Raw genomic sequence first — 23,106 nt, forward strand, 5'->3', positions numbered from 1 at the left:
AATTTAAGTCCTCCTTAAATCAATTTATTAATCATTAAAAAATATATTGATTGATAATATTTTCCAAGTATTCTTGTCTGCCAGATTTAGGTAAAGAAACTTTCTTGTCAATAACATAGTCTTCAAGTTCTTTTAAATTTGTTGTGCCTTCAACTATCTTTTTACCTATTCCTTCTTTGAAACTATTATATCGTTTTTCAATAAAATCTTCCAGTACTTTATCTTCTATTATTTTATGAGCTATTTTTAGACCTAAAGCAAATGCGTCCATTCCTGCAATGTGAGCATAAAATAAATCTATATCTTCGTAAGACGGTCTTCTCACATGAGCATCAAAGTTTAACCCTCCAGGTGCAATACCTCCATTTTTAAGTATTTCGTACATCGCAAAAACATTTTCATACACATTGGTGGGGAATTGATCTGTATCCCATCCAAGTAATAAATCTCCCATATTCGCATCTATGCTTCCTAGGAGATTGTTAATTCTTGCATATCTTAATTCATGCTGGAATGTATGTCCTGCCAGTGTTGCGTGATTTGCTTCAATGTTGAATTTAAAATACTTATCTAAGTTATACTTTTGTAGAAATGCATAGGAATTAGCCACGTCAAAATCATATTGATGTTTTGTAGGTTCTTTTGGTTTTGGTTCTATTAAAAACTGACCTGTGAATCCTATTTCTTTAGCGTATTCTACCGCCATATGCATGAATTTAGCTAAATTGTTTAACTCTAATTCCATGTTTGTATTAAGAAGTGTTTCATATCCTTCTCTTCCACCCCAAAATACATAGTTTTCTCCATTTAATTCTTTGGTAATTTCAAGAGCTTTTTTGACTTGAGCAGATGCGTACGCATAAACATCTGCATCACAAGTTGTAGCTGCTCCTTGCATGAATCTGGGATGAGCAAACAAGTTAGCAGTTCCCCAAAGTAACTTGATACCACTTTCTTTCATTTTTCCTTTAATATGCTCAACAACTTTATCAAGCAATTTGTTAGTCTCTCTGAGAGTTTCTTGTTCATCAACTAAATCTCTATCGTGAAAACAAAAATATTTTACACCAAGTTTACTCATAAATTCGAAAGCGGCATCAGCTCTAGCCAGGGCTTTGTCTAAAGGATCAGTATATTTATTCCATGCTCTTTGAGCACTTTCAACACCAAACATATCTCTTCCTTCTGCGGTAAAGGTGTGCCAGTAAGCAACAGAAAATCTGAGATGATCCTGCATAGACTTTCCCCCAATTATTTCTTTGGGATTGTAATAATGGAAAGCCAATTGCTCTCTAGACTCTTTTCCAACGTATTCAATTTGTTTTATTCCTTTGAAATATTCACTCATTTTGTACCCTCCATCAAATAATTAGTTAAAAAATTTGTATGTAGAACGTTATGGTAAAAAATTAATAGTTTTAGGCTTCTCTTTTTTTGCTTATCACATCGAACCACACAGCAAACAGGAGAACTAAACCTTTAATTATAGATTGCCAAAAAACTTCAACGTTTAATAAGCTCATGCCATTATCTAAACTTGTCATAACTATAGCTCCTACAACCGCTCCGAAGGTAGTTCCAATACCTCCCATTAAACTTGCTCCTCCTATGACGCAAGCGGCGATTGTATCCAATTCGGCACCTTCTCCAGCTGAAACAGCTGCAGCATTTAATCTTGATGTTAAAAAAACGCCTCCTAATGATGCAAGAAGACCATTAATCATAAAAACAATAAGAGTAATCTTTTTTATATTTATTCCCGAAAGTATAGCAGCTTTGCTGTTTCCTCCTATAGCATAAATATATCGACCAAAAACTGTATTTTGTGTGATGTATGCAAACAAAAGTAAGATTATAATCATTATTAAAAGAGGGAATGGAAGTCCATTATAAGAATTGAAAATAATGACAAATAAATTTATGAGAATTATGTATAGAGCAACTTTCACAAACTCAAATCGGGTAGAAGATGAATCAATATTGTAAGACTTCTTTTTTTTCCATGATCGAAATTCTGAGATTATAATCATTATCGATGCAATAATTCCCAATAGAATACCAAATGAATTTGAAAGATAACCTTTTCCTAAAAAAGTAAAAAAATGGCTCATAGGTCCTATAGTAATACCTTTCGTTATCCCCATTAAAATGCCTCTAAAAATAAGCATTCCTCCTAAAGTTACAATAAAAGAAGGTACTCCTTTGTAAGCTATCCAATATCCATTCCATAAACCTAACAATAACCCTATCCCAAGAGTAATAATCATTGATAAAACTGGATTAATACCTTTCCAAACATCAAGAATAGCTAATATACCTCCTGAAAGTCCAACTATAGATCCAACAGAGAGATCTATTTCACCTAGAATGATGACCATAACCATGCCTATAGCTAATAGAGAAATAAAAACTGATTGTCTAAATAAATTGGAGATATTTCGAGCAGATAAAAATGATCCCTTTGTCATTATAGTAAATATAAGCCATATTACAAGAAGAGCGATAATCATCATATATGATCTTAAATCAACTTTCTTTTTGTTAGTCTTCATTCACCTTTACCTCCCCTAATTCCTGTAGCTAAGTACATAATATCTTCTTGATTTGTATCATGATTGTAATTTTCAATTTCACCCATAAATTTACCTTCGTGTAGAACTATTATTCTGTCAGCCATTCCAATAACTTCTGGTAATTCTGAAGAAATCATTATTATAGAAATTCCTTGTTTTGTTAATTTGTTCATAAGTGAATATATTTCTTGTTTTGCTCCTACGTCTATACCTCGAGTAGGTTCATCCATTATCAATATTTTTGGAATGGAAACTAAATTTCGTCCAATTAAAGTTTTCTGTTGATTTCCACCACTTAACGTTGAAATTTTTACTTCTGGAGACTGAGTTTTTATGTTTAATTCTTTAATTATTTCCAAAGCTTTTAAAGTTTCACTTTCTTTGTTAATATGAAAAAAAGTGGCAAATTTTTTTATAAAAGCAATTGTAATGTTTTCTCTAACAGTTAAGTTAGAAATTATTCCAGCACCTTTTCTATCTTCAGATAAATAGGCTATGCCAAGCTCTAACGCTTCTTGTGGAGAATTAATGTTAACTTTCTCAGAGTTTAAAAAAACTTTCCCTTCTTTTTTACCTTGATAAAAACCGATGATACTGCTCATTAATTCAGTTCGTCCTGCTCCTACTAAGCCCGAAAAACCTAGAATCTCACCATACCTCAAATTAAAACTAACATTGTCAACTACCTTTTTTGTGGGATTATACTCTTCAAATACCGTAAAATTTTTTACTTCAAAGATTATTTTTTCAGGAGAAATTTTTCTTTTTGGAAACATTTGACTTATTTCTCGACCTACCATCATTTTTATTAGATCATTTTTTGTGACTTCATTAATCAATTTAGTCCCTATTAGTTTTCCATCTCGGAGGATACTAACCCTATCTGCAACTTCAAATATTTCATCTAATTTATGAGAAATATATATACAAGTGACCCCTTCTTTTTTTAACTCCTTTAATAGTGCTAATAAGTTATTTGTTTCACTTTCTGTTAATGAAGCTGTAGGTTCGTCTAAAATGAGGATATTTGCTTTTTTAACTAATGCTTTAGCTATTTCAATTAACTGTTGTTTTCCAACACCTAGATGTTTTATCTTTGTGAAAATATTTAGGTCATCTAACTTTAATTTTTTTAAGAGAATTTGTGATTCCTCATACATAGAATTCCAATCGATAACAAGTCCTTTAACTTTTTGTGATCCCATATATATATTTTCTATTATGCTTAATTCTTCAAAAAGAGTTAATTCCTGATGAATAACTGCAATACCTGCTTCCTCAGCATCTTTTGGATTTTTAAATTCAATTTTTTTATCTTTGAGATAAATATCTCCTTCATAGCTACCATATGGATATATACCACCTAGTATACTTATCAGAGTAGATTTTCCTGCACCGTTTTCTCCACAAATAGCGTGTATTTCATTCTTCTCTATATCCATTGTAATATTATCCAAAGCTTTGACTCCAGGAAAGTATTTTGAAACATTTTTTATCCTTAATAAAGTAGGCATTAATTTCACCTCTTATATCAAAACTAAAATAGTGAGTAAAAGGGTTTTATATAAAATGGTTAGGGATTGTCCCTAACCATTATTAAACATTTTTATTTTTCCTAAAATGAACTAAGAATTAATTAATTTTAGGCCATTGAGATTTTGGAACATTTTTATATACCTCTTCTAACGAATGAAATCCATCTTTTATTACTGTGTCAACAATATTATTTATATCTACAGGTATTGGTTCCAGATAAAAAGTTGGTACTTCTTTAAATCCATTATCTGCTTTTCCATTTGTAATGATATGTACATCTTTTGCAATAGATACTGCCATAATTGCAGCTTGGGTAGCAATATCTTTTATAGGTTTGTAAACTGTCACAGTTTGTGTGCCTTCAACTATTCTCTGACAAGCAACTAAATCTGCGTCTTGACCTGATACCAAGACTTTTCCAGCTAATCCTTGTTCTTTTAATGCCTCGATTGCCCCTCCAGCAGTACTATCATTTGAAGCTACAATAGCATCAATTTGATTTTTTGTTGCGGTCAGAGCATTTTCTATGATATTCATAGCCTCCTGTGCAGACCAGTTTTTAGCCCATTGATCTCCCACAATTTTTATATCTCCTCTATCTATGTAAGGTTGAAGTACATTCATTTGACCTTGTCTAACAAGGTGAGCATTGTTGTCGGTCGGAGAACCGCCTAATAAGAAATAGTTACCTTTTGGTTTTCTTTCAACGAGATATTTTGCTTGATATTCACCAATTTTTATGGGGTCAAAAGTGATGAAATAATCCAAGTCACAGTCCATAAGTAATCTATCATATGCAATGACTGGAACCCCATTGGCATGGGCTTCCTTAACAACACTACCCATAATGTTTCCATCGTGAGCAATTATTACTAATACATCAACTCCCTGAGTAATCATATTTTCAACTTGTGAAATTTGTAAAAGATCGTCATTGTTGGAAGACTGTACTATCACTTTTGCACCAAACTTTTCTGCAGTATTTACAAAGATGTCTCGATCTTTCTGCCATCTTTCTAGTTGTAATTCACACATAGAAAGACCAATCAATATTTCATCTTTTGCTGCGAAAATAGTTGCACTAAATAATACTAAAGATATCAAAAAAAACGTTAAAACTTTTTTCATACTAGTTCCCTCCTCTTGTTAAGATATAGTTTTTAATGTAATTTAAAAGAGTAAATAAAAATTAAATTTGTTTAACATAAATAAAAATAAGTTTGAGAAATCAACTAAAACCTGTTAAAAAATATCTTAGAATATATCTTGACTAAACCATACCATACAGACTCTATCAACTAGTGTTAAGCATTTTAATATTAAATAGTTTTATTATTAATACTTCTTAGTTGAAGATTTTTATATGCAGAACGTACCAGTCTTAAAATTGGAAGAGGTTTCAATTTTCTTCTAAATAAATTATATGTAAATTAACTTTTTAAGTCAACCATTAATTTATCCAATCAACTAATATTAGTAACGATTAAAAACATTTACTTTCATTTAGGATGAAAAATCTTAATATTTATTAATCATTAAAAAATATATTGATTGATAATATTTTCCAAGTATTCTTGTCTGCCAGATTTAGGTAAAGAAACTTTCTTGTCAATAACATAGTCTTCAAGTTCTTTTAAATTTGTTGTGCCTTCAACTATCTTTTTACCTATTCCTTCTTTGAAACTATTATATCGTTTTTCAATAAAATCTTCCAGTACTTTATCTTCTATTATTTTATGAGCTATTTTTAGACCTAAAGCAAATGCGTCCATTCCTGCAATGTGAGCATAAAATAAATCTATATCTTCGTAAGACGGTCTTCTTACGTGAGCATCAAAGTTTAACCCTCCAGGTGCAATACCTCCATTTTTAAGTATTTCATACATGGCTAAAACATTTTCATACACATTGGTGGGGAATTGATCTGTATCCCATCCAAGTAATAAATCTCCCATATTCGCATCTATGCTTCCTAGGAGATTGTTAATTCTTGCATATCTTAATTCATGCTGGAATGTATGTCCTGCCAGTGTTGCGTGATTTGCTTCAATGTTGAATTTAAAATACTTATCTAAGTTATACTTTTGTAGAAATGCATAGGAATTAGCCACGTCAAAATCATATTGATGTTTTGTAGGTTCTTTTGGTTTTGGTTCTATTAAAAACTGACCTGTGAATCCTATTTCTTTAGCGTATTCTACCGCCATATGCATGAATTTAGCTAAATTGTTTAACTCTAATTCCATGTTTGTATTAAGAAGTGTTTCATATCCTTCTCTTCCACCCCAAAATACATAGTTTTCTCCATTTAATTCTTTGGTAATTTCAAGAGCTTTTTTGACTTGAGCAGATGCGTACGCATAAACATCTGCATCACAAGTTGTAGCTGCTCCTTGCATGAATCTGGGATGAGCAAACAAGTTAGCAGTTCCCCAAAGTAACTTGATACCACTTTCTTTCATTTTTCCTTTAATATGCTCAACAACTTTATCAAGCAATTTGTTAGTCTCTCTGAGAGTTTCTTGTTCATCAACTAAATCTCTATCGTGAAAACAAAAATATTTTACACCAAGTTTACTCATAAATTCAAAAGCAGCATCAGCTCTAGCTAAAGCTTTATCTAAAGGATCAGTGTACTTATTCCATTCTCTGTGAGCACTTTCCACGCCAAACATATCTCTACCTTCTGCAGTGAAAGTATGCCAGTAAGCAACAGAAAATCTTAGATGGTCCTCCATCGACTTTCCACCAATTATCTCTTTAGGATTGTAATAATGAAAAGCTAATTGTTCTTTAGAACCTTTTCCAACGTATTCAATTTGTTTTATTCCTTTGAAATATTCACTCATTTTGTATCCTCCTGTTAATTATGTTTTTATTTTAGAGTTTTTAATAATTATATTTTAAATCTCTTAACTAAAGCCTCTAGTTCAGATGATAATTCACTCAACTCTTTTGCACTTTCGTTTATCTCTACTGATTGATTTAGTTGTCTGTCTATTACTTTTCTTGAGTTTTCTAGTTGTTCACTTATCTCTGAGACTGCCCTGGCTACCCTTTCTATCGCTGAACTCATCTCTTGTGCACTTGCACTTTGTTCTTCTGCACTTGCTGTCATGTTTTCTATCCCTTGATTCATCTTTTCTATTCTTTCTCTTATGTTATTGAAACTCTCTAGTACATTGTCCATTTTTTTGTTCACTTCTTCTATCGTTTCTACTACTTTGTTTGTTGAGTCGTTTACTTTCTTTGTTCCTTGCGTTATGTTTGTTAGTATCTGACTTATTTCGTCTGTCGCGTTTCTTGACTCTTCGGCTAACTTTCTTATTTCATCTGCTACTACTGCAAATCCTCTTCCAGCTTCTCCTGCCCTTGCCGCTTCTATCGCTGCATTTAAGGCTAGTAGATTCGTTTGTTCCGTTATCGAGTTTATCGTTTCTACTATGCTTTGTACATCTTTTGCGATTCGTTGCTAGTTGGGTTACTTCTTCTTGGCTTTCTTTTGTCCTTTCTACTGCTTCTTTTACTATTTCACTTATGCTTAGTATTGTTTGACTTCCTTCTTGGGCTGCTTTGTTTGTGTTTTCTGCTTCTTCACTTAATCTTTGGGCATCTCGCGATACTCCTTGCGCCGCTCTTGCTACTTCATCTACTCCTGAGGTTACTTCTTCTACATTTCCTGCTGTCTCTTCTGCATATGTCTGTATCGTATCCATTTGTCTTTTTAGTTCTTCTGAGTTTTCTCTGCTTTCTTGGGAGGTCTTGGTTAGATTGACTGAGGATTCTTGTACTTTGCCTGAAGCTTGTCTTATCGATCCCATTGAATTTCTTAGTTCTTTACTCATCTCTGATAGAGCTAACGCCATTTGTCCTATTTCATCTTTGCTTTTTACTTGAAAGTCTACTGTTAAGTCTCCTTCTTTGAATTGGTTTATCTTGTTTCTTAGTTCAAGTAATGGTTTGGTTATACTGCGTATTAGATATATGACCATTATTATTGCAACTACAAAGGCTATTACTGTTAATATTATTGTTAGTAGGATGGAGTTGTTGTTCTTTTCTATTAGTTGTGGCCCTAATGTATCTTGTTGTTCTTTTAATTGAGCCCTTTGGTCTTCTAATAGGTTTAGTATTTCTACCCTTAATTGTTCCATTTCTTGGATTATTGGGTCTTGAGATTCGATTGCCTCTACTATTTGATCAAATACGTTTCTAAATTCTGACACAGTGCTTTGAATATTCGTAAACATTTTTTCTAATTCTTCTGAAACTAGTCCATACTCCATAATGGACAATTGTGAAACCAAGTTATTAAAAGCATCTAAGACACTGTTTTTATCCCCAGCTGATTCTGAAACAAAATAGGTTGTAGTAAAAGAGTTAATATTTTCTAATATTTCCAGTGCGCTATCGCAATAAAAAACAATGGTTGAAATATTGTTTTCTTTAGCTTTAGTTTTGAAATCCGAAATTATCTTTTTCAAATTATTTGAGAGGTTAATAAAATCTTGATTTATAAGAGTGTTTTTTAAGTTATTCAGCTCTATAATTTGGTTAAAGTATTTTTCGTAATTCTCAATATAAGTATGTAGATTCGTTAAAGAAGTTGATTCTTTTGTATAGTCCAAGGACATATTTTTAATATTATTAATATTCCTTAATATTAATTCCTTGTCCTGGTCATCGTAACTAACAACAAAATCTTTTAAACTTACAGAAGCTTCAAAAAAGTTCATCTCAATTTCCGAAATTATACCGGTTTCATCTGATAAAAATTTGTAATTTTCTAACCCATTGTTAGAGTTTATTAAAGAGAATATATTAAAAATTATAGAAATGCCAAAAAGAACTAAAATAACCGATACAATTAAAGAAATTTTTTTCTGATAGTATTTTGAGCCAAAAAGTATCCCCCCTTCAAATATCTTCGTTTATAAACTATATTTATAAAATTCTTGCAAATATTTGATTTATTGTTTTGAAACAAGATTTAAAAACAAATCTTAGTAAAAAACTTTTTATTTGTTTCATCTACAAAAATATTGTCTTGAATAAAAAAGTTACCCTTCAATCTTATGTCTTCGGAAGATGATCCAATTAATACTTTAAAATCACCTCTTTCAACAACAAATTTCATGTTTTCATCATAAAAAGCTAATACTTCGATAGGTAATTCAAAAGTAATTTTCTTGGTTTCATTTGGTTTTAAGTTAATTCTCTTAAATCCTTTTAATTCTTTGACTGGTCTAGTTACACTTGCCACTTCATCATTTATGTATAATTGAACTACTTCTTCTCCTTCAAATTGTCCGATATTTTTTACTTCACAACTTATAAAAACATTTGTTTCTTCGACTGTTATTTCTAAGTTGGAATATTCAAATGTTGTGTAACTCAAGCCGTAGCCGAATGGATATAGGGGTTTAGTAGGATAATCTACATAATCGCCCCACCAATGACTTCTTCCACCAGATGGTTTATGATTATAAAAAACAGGGATTTGTCCAGCATGATAAGGAAAAGATATAGGTAATTTCCCACCAGGTATTCGGTTACCAATTATTATGTCAGCAATAGCGTTGCCTCCTTCTTCACCCGGTAACCAGGCTTCTAAAATGGCAGAAACATGTTTATCAGCCCATTCTAATGAATAGGGTCTTCCAGTTACCAAAACAAGGATTATAGGTGTGTTGGTTTTTTTAATTTCTCGAAGAAGCTCGAGTTGAACACCTGGAAGTTTTAACGTTGAACTGTCCCGAGATTCTCCGGTTGTACAATCTTTGGTTAGACCAGATTTATCCCCAAGAACTAGAATTGCTACGTCAGAACTTTTAGCTAAGTTTACTGCTTCAGTAAAATAACTTTTATCTTTATCGTTAATTTCACAACCTTTGGAGTAAGAGACTTCTATTCCCAGAGGGATTAATTTTTCTTTTAATGCTTCATATATTGTAGTGATAGGTAATTCACTCTCTGAAAATTCTATGCCTTTCATTGCAGAGGTGCCAAAAGCGTCTTGTTCTAAAGTTTCTAAGTGTGTAAGATAAGTATAGTCCCCAGTTAAATTTCTAGCACTATTGGCATTCGGACCAATAACAGCAACTTTTTTGATTGGGTGATTATCTCTAATTAGAGGCAATATTCCATCATTCTTTAATAAAACGAGTGACTTTACCGCAATTTCATAAGCTAATTTTCTGTCTTCTGCAAGATCAAGATTTTCAGGGACTTTTTCTAGATCAACAAAAGGATTTTCAAACAATCCCATTTCAAATTTTAATCTAAGAATATTTTTAACAGCGTCGTCAACAAAAGTAATTGGTAACTTTCCTGATTCAACTGCCTTTTTTAAAGGTTCTTTATAACAATCAAAAGTCGGAAGTTCTACATCTATTCCTGCTGTTAAAGCTTTTATTGCAGCTTGTTCTTTATCTGAAGCAACTTTATGATAATCCATTATTGAATTAATTGCAAAATAGTCTGATACAACTATTCCGTCGAAATTCCATTCATCTCTAAGAACGTTTCTCAACAATTTTTTAGAAGCGCCACAGGGAATTCCATCAAGTTCATGATATGCATTCATTACGGATTTTGCTTTACCTTCTTTAATAGCTGCTTCAAAAGGTAGTAAGAATATTTCCCTTAGTTCTCTTTCTCCAATATGAGCTGGGGCCCAATTCATTCCTCCTTCAGAAACGCCATATCCAACAAAATGCTTTAAGGTTGCTACAACCCCATTTTTTATGTTATCTGATTGTAAACCTTTCACGTAGGAAACCCCCATAGATAAAACTAAATAAGGATCTTCCCCGAAAGTTTCTTCAGTTCTTCCCCATCTTGGATCTCTTGTTACATCAACCACAGGGGATAATCCTTGATGAATTCCTAAGGTTTTCATTTGATCTCTTATTCTTGAGGTCATTTGCTCACAAAGTTCTGGTTGCCAAGTACTAGCAATACCGATCATTTGAGGAAAAATTGTAGCTCCTTTTGTCATATATCCGCTTAAGCATTCTTCGTGAATAAAAGCAGGTATTCCTAATCTTGTTTTATTAACCAAAAATTTTTGAATTTCATTCACTAATTTGGCAGTTTGTTTTGGAGAAAAACCTGTTGCACCTCCAGGTCTTGTGATTTGTCCTATTCCAAAATTCAAAAGTTTTGAGGCTTTTTGAGTAGAAAACTCTCCATTTTCTAATATTTCGTAACTCCAATACGAGCCTAATTGTGCGATTTTTTCATCTAATGTCATTTGATTTAAAAGATCTTTTACCCTTTCTTCTATAGGCTGATTATGGTCTTTATAAATTTTCAATGTGATCCCCTCCAATTACATTTTTAGTTTTACTTAACCTAAAATTAATTACAAAGTCCCAAAAGCCATTCGAGATCTACACTATCAGATAGCTTTTGTCCTCCTTTTTTGCTTAAATGAAGATTGTCTCCTTTATCGTATTCATAATATAGTCGTTTAGGATCTTTAGGATCTCTAAGAATTTTATCAAAATCTATGTAACCATCAGGTTCGCTAGAGTTTCGTATCCATTCGTTAATTGTATTTCTTTTCTTTTCTTCGGTTTTTGTCCAACAAGATTGGTAGTTGTAAAAAGGGGTAATGGTTCCCAAGATTATTTTGGTACTGTGGTTATGTGCTTGTTCAATCAGTACTTTAAGACCATCAATTATATTTTGAGAACTAATTTTTTCTGAAAGAGGGGCTGTACCAGTTAGTGGATGAACGATATCGTTAGTTCCTTCTAACACTATTACCAAATCAACTTTGTTGTTATTTTCAAAGACATCTTTTTCAAACCTTTTTATACCAGCATCTCCGAAGAAATAGTTTGGTTCTGAATCAAAGAGCAATCTATTTCCACTTATTCCATAATTAATTAAAGAAACTTTTGCAGGATATTTGGAGTAGAGGTTTTGAGCTAAGGGTGCAGCCCATTTAGAATCATGAGTTATCGAATCTCCGAACGTTACTATTGTTTTTACATCTTCTTTTGTGTTAACTTCAATTTGGAAGATGCCATATAAATATACACTTTCAAGGTCAGATAAAAGTTGTGTCTTAAATTGGTTTTGTGTACTTTCTGATAGTTCGAATATAGAAGTAATAGGTTGATCTTTGAAAAAAAATGTTCCACTTAAGGTAGAAGGTAAATTGCTTGAAGATATTTCTACAATAATAAATTCCCCTTCATTAACTTTAAATTCAACCACATCACTATAAATACTTTCTTGAGGATTTAAAATAAGATCTTGTTTATTATTAAAGAATACAGGTACAAATGAATAAGACACAGAATTAGATGCATTTCTGGATTTAGATATATTTACACGTTCGAAGTGAATTGGTTCTTTTCCATGTAAATTAGAAAATAAAATTCTAATTTGGTCACCGTTCACATTATTTTTAGTAAATACCCGTTGGATTCTAGTTTTTGAATGGGTATTGTTTAATTCAAACCTTAATGGTAGGTACCCCCAACTATTTATCCATTGACTAATAATAACGACTCTCCTTTCAATATAATGTATATATAAAAAGTTTTTATGAAAAACAAATATAATTTAAGTAAAAAAACCCTATTATTCAAATTTTCCTATCTACTTAGTTTATATTATATAATTTTTTAAAAAACAAAACAAATATAAGTTTATCTAATAAACTAAAGATTAGAAGGATTACAAACATTTATATCCTTTTACAATCTATTTTGTTAGTTTTCTAAAATATTCTGCATTTAAAAATACTTTATAGATAAGTGTATTCACCACTATTTATTTTTGTTGGATTTCCGTCTACTCCTATCCATAAATCCAGAGCAGAAGGATTGAATATTATATGTTGATTAGAACTAAATTTTAGATTTTTCAAAGCATTTATGTAATCAATAATTTCAATATTTGTTGCATACCATATTTCGTCTTTATTCCCGATAGTTTTACAAAATTCTTCAATCAAATCCCAATTATTATTTCGTTCGAATTCAAAACTATGCCCCCATACATACAAAAGAAGCATTCTACCGTTAGGGTCTAGCTCGACAAAGTCAGTTGTTCTTTCTAGCAGATGATCATCATGGTGACAAGTTGGATGCCAAGTTAGAAAATTTTCAGGGAGAGTGTAGTTTCTATGAGAATTTACTGTTCTTGAGTATTCAATATCAAGATACGGAAGCATTTTAACTAGTTCCTCATTATAATCTCCATATGGATAAGACATGCCTCGTACTGGAAAATTAACTAGAGATTCTAGGTTTTCTTTGTCTCCTTTTATTTCTTCTATGATTGTTTCTTTGGTTAATGTTGTCAAAAATAGGTGATTTAAAGTGTGTATAGAAACTTCATGTCCTTGGAAAAGATTATTAATTTCAGAAGCATTAAGAAAAGGATATGTATCGAACTTTCCTGAATTCAAGTGGAAAGTTCCTTTAATTCCATATTTGTTGAAAATTTTTACTAATTTTCTATCATATATTTGGCCGTCATCATAACTCATCGTAACAGCTTTTCTTTTTCCTTCAGGATAATAACTAAATGATATTTTCATGTTTTAGGACTCCTTTGCTTTTTTAAGTAATTATTTTTATTATTTCCGTACATTTATTGTTGGTTTATTAAAAGAAAAGTTATGTTAAGGATAGATTTTTCTGCATTTTTCATCATAGATCATAGTCTTTCTATAAAAGTAAGTATTGATAACATCTCTCCATTCTTTTGCATGTTCTTTTTGCTCCAAAAGCCTGGACAAAACATCTTGATATCGTTTATTGTCTATTAGTCCCTCAAGTTCAATCCATTGATTGATTAATTCTTGAACATCTTCTACACCTTCAAAATGTGTATCATAAATATGTTGAATGAGTGTTTTATTATTTTTTAACTTATAAATGTAAGAAACATGGTGGAAGAAAAGTAGTAGTTCTTCTGGACAACTTTCTAAATGTTCAAACATTTCAAAGTTTGGTTGTTGATATAATCTGGTAAAACCTGTGCCAGACTTTAAAGTTCTATCTACACCAATGCCAAAATGATTAGCTCTGTGATACGTTCCCCACCTTGAATATTCATAACCATCTACATTAGGTCCATAATGATGTCCTGGATTTACCATCCAACCTATTCCTAAAGGAGAAGTATATTTTTCGTATATTGTCCAAGAATTTTGCAACATGTTTGATAAATTTTCAAGAAGTTTTGAATTATTTCCAAAAGTACACTTTATCCATTCATCTGTAATTTGTGAACTTTTAAGTTCTGGGTTCCACGTTAGGCGACCGTACCCATAAAGATTTGCTTGAGCTAAAGTATGACCTGTCCAATTGGTATCATCCCCCACATTAGAAACTCCTGCTATTCCAAATTTTTTTGAATTGAATGGAACACCTGATATAATTTCCGATACGGAAGTCCCTTCTCCAAAAAGATAGGTATCAAAATCCAAGACTTCTTTCCATTGTGGTACCAAATAACATAGATGTTTTTGTTGCCCAGTGTATTCCTGGGTGATTTGAAGTTCGAGGATTTGATTAGTTTTTTTGAGGCCACCAAAAAGTGGATTTACTGGTTCTCTAACTTGAAAATCCATAGGTCCATTTTTTATTTGAATAATTACGTTGTCCAAAAATTGACCATCTAACGGTATGAAAGTTTCATAAGCTGCTTTAGCTCTATCAGTATTTTGGTCCCTCCAATCTTGGTAACAATTGTAGACGAAAGCTCTCCAAATTATAAGTCCATTATGTGGAGCAAGTGCTTCTGCAAGCATATTAGCCCCGTCTGCATGGTTTCTATTGTATGAATATGGTCCGGGTTGATCCTCTGAATCAGCTTTGACAAGAAAGCCTCCAAACTCAGGAATGTGATCATAAATAAAGTTAGCTCTCTTTTTCCACCATTCATTCACTTCTTTATTTAGAGGATCCGCTGTTTTTAAACCGCCTATCATTATTGGGCTAGCAAAATTCACACTCAAAAACACTTTTATGCCGTATCTTTTGAAAATTTCATACAAAGTTTCTACTATATAAATCTTGTCATCTATTAGTCGAGCCTCTTCCTTTCCAACATTTACATTATTTAGAGATATTGCATTTATTCCAACGGATGAAAGTAATCTTGCATAATCTCTAATCCTATCAAGGTTGTCCACCAATTCATAGTTTCTGTAGAAAATGGATTTTCCAGCGTATCCTCTTTCTATGTTTCCGTTTAAATTATCCCAATGATTGATCATTCTTAAAGGGGTTTTAGGATTTTCTAAAACATATAAGTCATCAAGGAGTTTCTTTTCTTGTAATGTTCTAATTAAATAAAAAGTTCCATATAGTAATCCATTATCAGATTTAGAGGTTACTATTATAAATTTTTTGTCGTGACTATTCACAGTCTTGATTAAAAATCCTTCTTCATCTATAGCTATAATTTCCTCATCTTTTAAAAATGAATCGACCAAATTGTTTTTTCCAATTTTAGATATAGTTATAAATTTATTGGAGTTGGTATAGTTGTTGATAAGAGGACTTATACCCAATATTTTATTTATAGAATAATAGATTTCATCTTTTATGGAGTCTATTATATAACTGTTTTCATTAATTACTATATTCTTTAAATATTTAGCATATTCATTCAATAATGATTGATCTTTAATATGTTCATAGTTTAACCAGCATTGGTAATCTATTTCATTGGAAAAAGGTTTCATTTAATCCCTCCTTTTACACACCAGAATAAGCCATAAAACCACCATCAATTGGTATAACAGTACCGGTTACAAAACCAGAAGCATTTTCATCACATAGCCAAAGAACCGTACCTAAAAGATCTTCTGGGACACCTAGTCTTCCTAGAGGCGTGTGATCGATTATTTTTTTGTATCGTTCAGTAGGAGTTCCATCATTGTGAATAAGTAGGTTTTTATTTTGTTCTGTTAGAAAAAATCCAGGAGCGATTGCATTAACTCTAATACCAACTTTTGCAAAATGTACTGCTAACCAATAGGTGAAGTTGCTAACAGCAGCTTTTGCAGCACTGTAGGCGGGAACTTTCGTCATAGGAGAAAATGCACTCATGGAAGAAACATTTACTATGGTTGAATTTTCGTGTTTAACCATTTCTTCTAAAAATACTTGAGAAACTATAAATGTGCCTAAAAAATTGAGATTAAAAACAAATTCAAATCCGTCTACTTCTAGATCAAAAAAAGTAATTAACTCTTTATTTTCTTGTTGAAGATCAGATAACTCAAAAATTTCTTTTGTAGTTGTTCCTTTTGGATGGTTTCCACCGGCTCCATTTATTAAAATATCGCATTTACCGTATTTTTCTATTACTTTTTCTTTTGCTGATTTTACTTCTTCCTTATTAAGTACGTCACATTTTATTGCTAAAGCATCTCCCCCTTCTTTCAATATTTCGTCTGTGACGGTTCTAGCTTTATCTAAAGAAATATCTAGTATAGCTATTTTTACACCTTCTTTAGCTAATCCTTTTGCTATGGTCCCACACAATATTCCTCCACCACCTGTTATTACGGCAACTTTCTCTTTCAAATTTGATTTCATGATAATCATCCTCTCTTGTTTTTTTCTAATGATTCCCAAATACCGTATAAATAACTGACTCCTAATGCTCTATCAAACAAACCATAACCTGGTCTTGACTTCTCATTCCATATGAGTCTGCCGTGATCAGGTCTTAAATATCCTTTAAAATCTGTTTCATGCAAAGCTTTCATTATTTCAAAAATATCTAATGAACCTTCTTTTGAGAAATGAGAAACTTCGTGAAATTTTTTGTAATCGGTGATTTTTATGTTTCTAACATGTACAAAACTGATCTTGCCTAGTTTTCCAAATTGCCTTATTATATCAGGCACATTATTTTCTAAATTTGCTCCTAACGAACCACTACAGATTGCTAGAGTATTAGAAGGACTATCGACTACGTTTATAATCTTTTCAAGATGTTCCTTTGAACTAACTATCCTTGGTAATCCGAAAATAGGCCAGGGTGGATCATCAGGATGTATAGCTATCTTAATACCAACCTTTTCACATACAGGAATAATACTTTTGAGAAAATATTCTAGATTAAGAAAAAGTTTTTCTTCATCGATGTCTGAAAAAGCTTCGAAAAGTTGTTGAAGGTTTTTTAATTTTTCTGGTTCCCATCCAGGTAATGAGAAGCCTTTTGCACCGCTATTAACTTCTTGAATTAGTTGTTGAGGAGAGATATTCGTTATTTTTTCATGATCATAAGCCATTGAGTAAGAGCCATCCGGTAGTTGGTGGTATAAGTCAGTTCTTACCCAATCAAAAATAGGCATAAAGTTGTAGCATATTACCTTAATTCCAGCCTTGCTTAAATTTTCAATAGTCTTAATATAATTTTCAATGTAGTAATCCCTTGAAGGAAGTCCTGCTTTTATGTCTTCATGAACATTCACACTTTCAATTACTTCTAGCTTTAAGCCTTCGATATTTGTTTGGTTTTTAAGTTTTTCAATCTTTTCTATAGGCCATACTTCTCCAACGGGGATTTCATTCAATGTGCCAGCAATTCCAGATATTATTGGTATCTGTTTTATTTGAGATAGCGTTACACTGTCATCTTTTACACCAAACCATCTGAGTATAAAATTCACGTGTTTTCCTCCTGTTTTTGTAGTTAGTAGCTAAGAAACGGCCTGCATTCTAGTTAACAAAATGTAGGTTATCTAATGCAGGCCAGAATATGAATCAGTAAAAATAAGTAGAAATACTATTTACTTCTATTTCTCGAGTTTAATGTTTCCAAAGTTTACTGTACTTTGATAGTTGTTACCGGTTGGATCATTCCAAGTGAGTATTCCTGCTCTTCTGCCAGATGCACTTGCATCGTTTACTTGAACGTCAAATCCTATCACTTCTCCGCCAGATGGTGCAATTGTCTTCCAAGAAATAGCGGCTTCAATTATGTATCCACCATCTATTTCTTTGGTTGCTGTTTTGAAGTTTACTGCAGAGGCACCTGTACCAAAGGATTGTTCATTAACAAAGTTAACTCTATATTGTGCATCGTCTAATTCGTAGAATCCTGTTTTGTTGTTATTTTCATCGATGAAAATTTCCACAGAATCTTGTTCCCAAGGATCTGAATGATCTTTGTTTAAAACCGGATCAGATACTGTAGCAAGAACGTAAAGTGCTTTTTCATCCCATAAGACTTTGAAATCTGCTTTAGCGTTTTGAAGGCTTCCAGAAACAACTGTTTGGGTTGAATAGGTTTCTGCTATTTTCCAAATATCATCTATTTCCCCGTCAATAATTGGAGTTCCGTATTTTGCAGTTCCCACAGCAGCTGCTTCTAAAACAAGAGTGCCATAATTTGCTGTAATTTCTTTTTGTTGGTTTGTAGTGTCACTCCAACTGTATATTTTGTTTCCATCTATTATTGCTATATCAAAACCTATTGATGAATCTTTTTCAAATTTTTGAGGGAGAATAATCGAGCATTCAAAATTATATTTTTTATATCCAGGGCTGACAAAATGATTAATTTCGATTTCATCTGGTTTATTTGTTTCGACTGTCCAATCAGTTCTAATAATTGCCCAAACATCGTCATCTTGTAAGTAAGGAGTCTTGGCGTTGTTAGGATCAATGAAAATTGCTATTCCATCTTGTGGATCCTTCGTTTCATCTTGCACATCTCCGTAAATGAATAGTGTATTTTCGTTCCATATCACTCTAGCGTTTAATCTTTCCTTTCCTTGTTCATCGAAGATTTGTATAGGTATTGAAAACAAATAAGAATCATCCAACATTCCAAAAGGTATCGCAGTGCCTTGAGCTATGGAACTTTTTTTTGGGAGAATGGGCAATACTGTTGGTTCTACTATTCCCCAATAGGAATATTTTGCTTGATAGTCTTTGTCAAATAGTAATGGCCAATCATTTCTGTTCTGATTTTTCCATGAATAATCATCTTTTAGGCCCCAGAAAGTTACGCTCGTTATAACGTCATCATACTTTTTTAACAGTGTAAATAGTTCTTTGTACACATATCCTTGTTCCACAAGAGATTCATAAGGAGGAGCATCATAGTTAGAAGATTGATCTTTATAAATGCTCATATCTAATTCAGTTATATGAATTTCTATACCTGGAATTGAACTAAATAACTCGATAGCTTCTTCAACCTGACGTAAATCTGTTCCCACTCCTATATGCATTTGCATGCCAATACCATCAATAGGAATTCCTCTTGCTTTGAAATCAGAAACGAGGTTGTAAATAAAATCTCTCTTTTTTGGTTCATAAGTATTGTAGTCATTATAAAATAATTTTGCATTAGGATCTGCTTCATGTGCAAACTTGAAAGCATATTCAATATATTCAGGTCCGATAATGTCATACCATAATGTTCTTCTTAATCCATCGGGTTGATTTGGATCAATTGCTTCATTGACTACATCCCAAGCTTGAATTTTCCCAGAAAAATGGCCAACAACATCTTTTATATATTTTTCCATGCGTTTAAGAAGAACTTCTCTTGAGACTAAGTTTCCATTAGTATCTTTGAAAAACCAATCTGGTGTCTGATTGTGCCATAGTAATGTATGACCTCTTACGTCAAAATTTTTCGATTGAGCAAAACTAATATACTCATCGGCAACAGAAAACTTATAGCTATTTAGATCAACCAAAAGACTTTCTGGTTTCATTTCGTTTTCTGCGGTAATACTATTAAAATGTTTTTCAACCATTTTCATTTCAAGCGGATTAGAGAGTACTTTGTAAGGAACAGCAACACCTATTTTAAAGTTGTCACCATAAATTTCATATAAATCGGGTATTTCCCATTCTGGTTCAAACAAAGGAATAGTCTTATCAATTAGTACAAAATCATCAAGATAAAATGCTAATGTATTATTTGGTGATTCAACATAAAAGAGCATTTCTTTAATTGTTTCTCCAGACTTTACAGTATAGGATCCTCCAATTTGCGTCCATTTATTAGAAGGTATAGTTCTTTGCCAGACGATTGTATCATAGTGAGATTGATCATCCGAAGCATATTTTCTTTGCATAGTTAAAGTTACTTGCTGATCTTGTCCGGTTTCTTGGTAAACCCAGACTTCAATTTCGTAACTTTTGCCCGGTATTAGCATGTCTTTAAGATCGATCTGAGCTCCGTGCCAGTTACTTTGTCTTTCAGTTACATATAATGAGTATTTTCCACTGTGCGCTATTTTATCAGTTGAAGTTATAGAAACGGGATCTCCTCTAGATTGCCAGTTTTCAATTCCTTTTTCAAATGTTGATTTCAATATAATATCTGTCCTTGGGACTTTGTTAACTCCGAGAACTTTAAAATCATCTAAGTAATATGTAAAATCTGCTTTTAAAGGAGTTATTATTATCAAAGAGAAATTATTAACTGGTTCTTTGAGATCGAATTTGAAGGTTCCTGTTATTTCTTTCCAAAAATTAGGAACTACAACCTTTTCAGATATGTTTACAAAACGTTCCCCCGTTGCATCATTTATACAAGCAACAATCCTAAAGAGTTGTGGAGAATTGGAGGTTTGATAGACGGGAGCATAAACAGTGAATTCAGTTCCATCAAATATTTTCCAATCATTTGTGAAATCTATCTCAGGACCTTCCCAACCAGCTTTTCTGTTTTCTATCTTTAATGAGTAGTTACCTTCAAACGTGAAGTCTTGAGATACATTGAGTAAAATATTTTCTCCTCTTGGATTAATTTTTACGTCAGAATTTTCAAAATCAATAAGAAATTCATAATCTAATGGGGAGATAACTTTATCTCCGGTTTGGACGGATAAACCAGTAGAAAAACCAATTGTCAGTAGTCCTAAACCAATTAACAACAAAGGAATTATTGCATTTTTCATTTTATTACCTCCTTACATAATAGTAAATTGCATAGTATTTCCCCAACCTTTAAAATAAGGTTGGGGAAAACAATATCACTGAATAAAGAATTGCATAGGCATAGCGTTCAAAGGTGATCTTAAAATATCATCCGTTACAAGTTCTTTAGGAACATTCTTAAAATTATTTTTTACTATTGCTGGCGCTATGTCTTCTCCTACAGTTCCTATCATCCATATGTTTTCACTATGAATCTTTGTCACTTCTTTCATAAGTTCTTTTATTTCTTCATCATCTGTTGTTACTTGGATTTGTAACCATAGATCTACCAAATCAATGACCGCCTCTGGAGGCACAATGGCATCTTCTGGAATTTTGTCTCCACTCATATAAGCTTTAATCCAAGTTGTCCAACCTATGTACCAGGATTCAGAAATATTTGAAGCACCTGGAATCAAATTATATGGTTCAGCTAAGGGTTGAGCAGCCCTATCCATTTGCCATACTTGCCCGTCAAATTCATGGGCGTCCTTTCTAGAGTCGAAAAGATCTCTGTTAATTGTGTCTACTTCAATTTGAATACCCAGATCGTTTTTCCAGTATTCGCGTATTATGGTCCAAATATCCGTGTGTGGCTGTCCAGCTACTTGTACAGAGAATTGTAAAGGTTTTCCATCTGGTCTGAGTCTGTTTTGCTTTTTTGAATCCCATTTGAGTTCCATTTCATCAAGAAGTTCGTTAGCTCGTTTTGGATCGTATTCTGCATATGCTCTTTCCCATTCAGGGTCATAATAAGCTGAACCGCTGACTAAAGAAGCTTGTCGAGGTTTAGCCAATCCAGAAAAAATAATTTCGTTGATTTCTTCTCTGTTTATTCCTAGAGATAATGCTTGTCTGAATCTTACATCACTAAATATTTCTTGTAATACAGGATCTTCATGGTCAAAAGTGTTCAACATTAATTGACTAGCAGAACCATTAGCGGCAATCCAATTGTAGATTTGGTAATCAGCTTTATCAGCATTCATTGCTAGTAATGTGTAGTTACCTGCACCTGCTCCTAAGGTCCCAATATGCCTAAATTGCATATCGATTTCTCCAGCAATCGCTTTTAACATAATTATTTCATCATCCATAACATATTCATGACGAACAGTGTCGATATATGGTAATTGGTTGCCTTCTATGTCAACAGCGAAGTAATATGGATTTCGTTCAAGAATATAATAAGAACCTGTTGGATCGGTTACAGGAACCCATGTAAACAAACTTGGTCGTTCTAGATTTCGTACAGGATCATCTTTGTCATTGAAAACATCTACCCACGTGAAGTACATTTTTTCTTTTTCTTTATCGATTATTTTTTGAATTTCCTCCATAGGTGTATAATCTGGGTGGAATTGTTTTAAGTAATGTTTTGGGGCTCCTACAAAACCTTGACTGTAAGCAACTTGGAGCAAAAACAATCCATATGGTTCAGCAAACTCGAATTTAACTGTATAATCGTCTATCTTTTCTATTTTTGCCCTTTTACCTCCTACAATGTACCAAGCTGGTTTGGAAGCAGTCAGTTCATCATTTCCAACTATGTCGTTTGCCCAAAAAATTAAGTCATCCGCTGAATATGGATGTCCATCAGACCATTTCATTCCTTCTCTTAGATGGAAAATGTAAATTTTTCCGTCATCTGAAACATCCCAACTTTTTGCTACACCAGGTAAAAATTTTCCTCCTTCAGAGTCCCAATATACTAAATGGGGTTCATTTATTTTATAAACGCCCCATTGATCTGAAGGACCTTTCCAAACCCTTCTCCATGTACCGCCGAATTTTCCTACTTCATCTTCAGGAACAATTACCAGAGGTTCTTTTGGAAGCCTTTCCTCAATTGGTGGGAGCTCTCCCTTTTTTACTTTTTCAGCAAGAACAGGCGATTCTTTGAATTGAGTGATTTTATTGCCTGTAGCTTTGTAATATTCTTCAGGTGTTCCATATGCGTCCCATCCAAACAGTGTTCCTAGAAAGAGGAAAACCAACAATAAATAAATTACCACTTTCTTACTTTTCATAATACCACCTCCCGTGAAATTGAAACAATCTTA

At 32.6% G+C, this 23,106-nt stretch carries 15 protein-coding genes; all 15 read right to left on the reverse strand.

The window, feature by feature from the left end:
• Positions 1-34: 34 nt before the first annotated feature.
• The 15 genes from xylA (DTL3_RS06540) to DTL3_RS06610 all read right to left on the reverse strand — a co-directional run bounded on the left by xylA (DTL3_RS06540) (position 35) and on the right by DTL3_RS06610 (position 23,073).
• Positions 35-1,348: a xylose isomerase gene (gene xylA, locus DTL3_RS06540; protein WP_045088024.1), complete on the reverse strand. Its 1,314-nt coding sequence runs from the start codon at positions 1,346-1,348 to the stop codon at positions 35-37.
• A gap of 70 nt (positions 1,349-1,418) precedes the next feature.
• On the reverse strand, positions 1,419-2,552 hold the full coding sequence (locus DTL3_RS06545; RefSeq protein ID WP_045088025.1) for a sugar ABC transporter permease: 1,134 nt from the start codon (positions 2,550-2,552) through the stop codon (positions 1,419-1,421).
• On the reverse strand, positions 2,549-4,087 hold the full coding sequence (locus DTL3_RS06550; protein WP_045088026.1) for a sugar ABC transporter ATP-binding protein: 1,539 nt from the start codon (positions 4,085-4,087) through the stop codon (positions 2,549-2,551). The genes DTL3_RS06545 and DTL3_RS06550 overlap by 4 nt, the downstream gene beginning before the upstream one ends.
• A gap of 118 nt (positions 4,088-4,205) precedes the next feature.
• Positions 4,206-5,237, reverse strand: coding sequence for a D-xylose ABC transporter substrate-binding protein (xylF, locus tag DTL3_RS06555; RefSeq protein WP_045088027.1), 1,032 nt, complete (start codon positions 5,235-5,237; stop codon positions 4,206-4,208).
• Positions 5,238-5,644: 407 nt separating this feature from the next.
• The gene (gene xylA, locus DTL3_RS06560; protein ID WP_045088028.1) at positions 5,645-6,958 is read right to left on the reverse strand and encodes a xylose isomerase; all 1,314 of its coding nucleotides are present in this window, start codon (positions 6,956-6,958) and stop codon (positions 5,645-5,647) included.
• A gap of 47 nt (positions 6,959-7,005) precedes the next feature.
• Positions 7,006-7,554, reverse strand: a complete 549-nt coding sequence (locus DTL3_RS09830) for a methyl-accepting chemotaxis protein (RefSeq protein ID WP_331709056.1) — start codon at positions 7,552-7,554, stop codon at positions 7,006-7,008.
• Complete coding sequence (locus tag DTL3_RS09735) at positions 7,439-8,845, reverse strand: methyl-accepting chemotaxis protein (RefSeq protein WP_052670416.1); 1,407 nt, start codon at positions 8,843-8,845, stop codon at positions 7,439-7,441. The genes DTL3_RS09830 and DTL3_RS09735 overlap by 116 nt, the downstream gene beginning before the upstream one ends.
• Before the next feature lie 254 nt (positions 8,846-9,099).
• Entirely contained in the window at positions 9,100-11,427 is a 2,328-nt protein-coding gene (locus DTL3_RS06575; RefSeq protein WP_045088029.1) for a glycoside hydrolase family 3 N-terminal domain-containing protein, read from the reverse strand.
• 44 nt (positions 11,428-11,471) lie between these two features.
• Positions 11,472-12,524: a GDSL-type esterase/lipase family protein gene (locus DTL3_RS06580; protein ID WP_052670417.1), complete on the reverse strand. Its 1,053-nt coding sequence runs from the start codon at positions 12,522-12,524 to the stop codon at positions 11,472-11,474.
• A 349-nt stretch (positions 12,525-12,873) separates the two neighbouring features.
• On the reverse strand, positions 12,874-13,671 hold the full coding sequence (locus DTL3_RS06585) for a polysaccharide deacetylase family protein (protein ID WP_045088030.1): 798 nt from the start codon (positions 13,669-13,671) through the stop codon (positions 12,874-12,876).
• Positions 13,672-13,755: 84 nt separating this feature from the next.
• Positions 13,756-15,828: an alpha-glucuronidase family glycosyl hydrolase gene (locus DTL3_RS06590; RefSeq protein WP_045088031.1), complete on the reverse strand. Its 2,073-nt coding sequence runs from the start codon at positions 15,826-15,828 to the stop codon at positions 13,756-13,758.
• 13 nt (positions 15,829-15,841) lie between these two features.
• Positions 15,842-16,696, reverse strand: coding sequence for an SDR family oxidoreductase (locus tag DTL3_RS06595; protein WP_045088670.1), 855 nt, complete (start codon positions 16,694-16,696; stop codon positions 15,842-15,844).
• Positions 16,693-17,769, reverse strand: coding sequence for a mannonate dehydratase (gene uxuA, locus DTL3_RS06600; protein WP_045088032.1), 1,077 nt, complete (start codon positions 17,767-17,769; stop codon positions 16,693-16,695). Before uxuA ends, DTL3_RS06595 begins: the two co-directional genes overlap by 4 nt.
• A 126-nt stretch (positions 17,770-17,895) precedes the next feature.
• Positions 17,896-21,024 carry an endo-1,4-beta-xylanase gene (locus DTL3_RS06605; protein ID WP_045088033.1) on the reverse strand — a complete coding sequence of 1,043 codons (3,129 nt, stop codon included), beginning with the start codon at positions 21,022-21,024 and terminating at the stop codon, positions 17,896-17,898.
• 75 nt (positions 21,025-21,099) lie between these two features.
• Positions 21,100-23,073 carry an ABC transporter substrate-binding protein gene (locus DTL3_RS06610; protein ID WP_045088034.1) on the reverse strand — a complete coding sequence of 658 codons (1,974 nt, stop codon included), beginning with the start codon at positions 23,071-23,073 and terminating at the stop codon, positions 21,100-21,102.
• Positions 23,074-23,106 lie beyond the last annotated feature (33 nt).

The organism is Defluviitoga tunisiensis (genome assembly GCF_000953715.1).
Lineage (GTDB): Bacteria > Thermotogota > Thermotogae > Petrotogales > Petrotogaceae > Defluviitoga > Defluviitoga tunisiensis.

Coding starts and splice junctions, on each gene's coding strand:
- DTL3_RS06590 (WP_045088031.1), bottom strand. CDS start 15,828: ATGAAACCTTTTTCCAATGAAATAGATTACCAATGCTGGTTAAACTAT.
- DTL3_RS06610 (WP_045088034.1), bottom strand. CDS start 23,073: ATGAAAAGTAAGAAAGTGGTAATTTATTTATTGTTGGTTTTCCTCTTT.
- DTL3_RS06585 (WP_045088030.1), bottom strand. CDS start 13,671: ATGAAAATATCATTTAGTTATTATCCTGAAGGAAAAAGAAAAGCTGTT.
- DTL3_RS09735 (WP_052670416.1), bottom strand. CDS start 8,845: ATGAACTTTTTTGAAGCTTCTGTAAGTTTAAAAGATTTTGTTGTTAGT.
- DTL3_RS06595 (WP_045088670.1), bottom strand. CDS start 16,696: ATGATTATCATGAAATCAAATTTGAAAGAGAAAGTTGCCGTAATAACA.
- DTL3_RS06545 (WP_045088025.1), bottom strand. CDS start 2,552: ATGAAGACTAACAAAAAGAAAGTTGATTTAAGATCATATATGATGATT.
- xylA (WP_045088024.1), bottom strand. CDS start 1,348: ATGAGTGAATATTTCAAAGGAATAAAACAAATTGAATACGTTGGAAAA.
- xylA (WP_045088028.1), bottom strand. CDS start 6,958: ATGAGTGAATATTTCAAAGGAATAAAACAAATTGAATACGTTGGAAAA.
- xylF (WP_045088027.1), bottom strand. CDS start 5,237: ATGAAAAAAGTTTTAACGTTTTTTTTGATATCTTTAGTATTATTTAGT.
- DTL3_RS06605 (WP_045088033.1), bottom strand. CDS start 21,024: ATGAAAAATGCAATAATTCCTTTGTTGTTAATTGGTTTAGGACTACTG.
- DTL3_RS06550 (WP_045088026.1), bottom strand. CDS start 4,087: ATGCCTACTTTATTAAGGATAAAAAATGTTTCAAAATACTTTCCTGGA.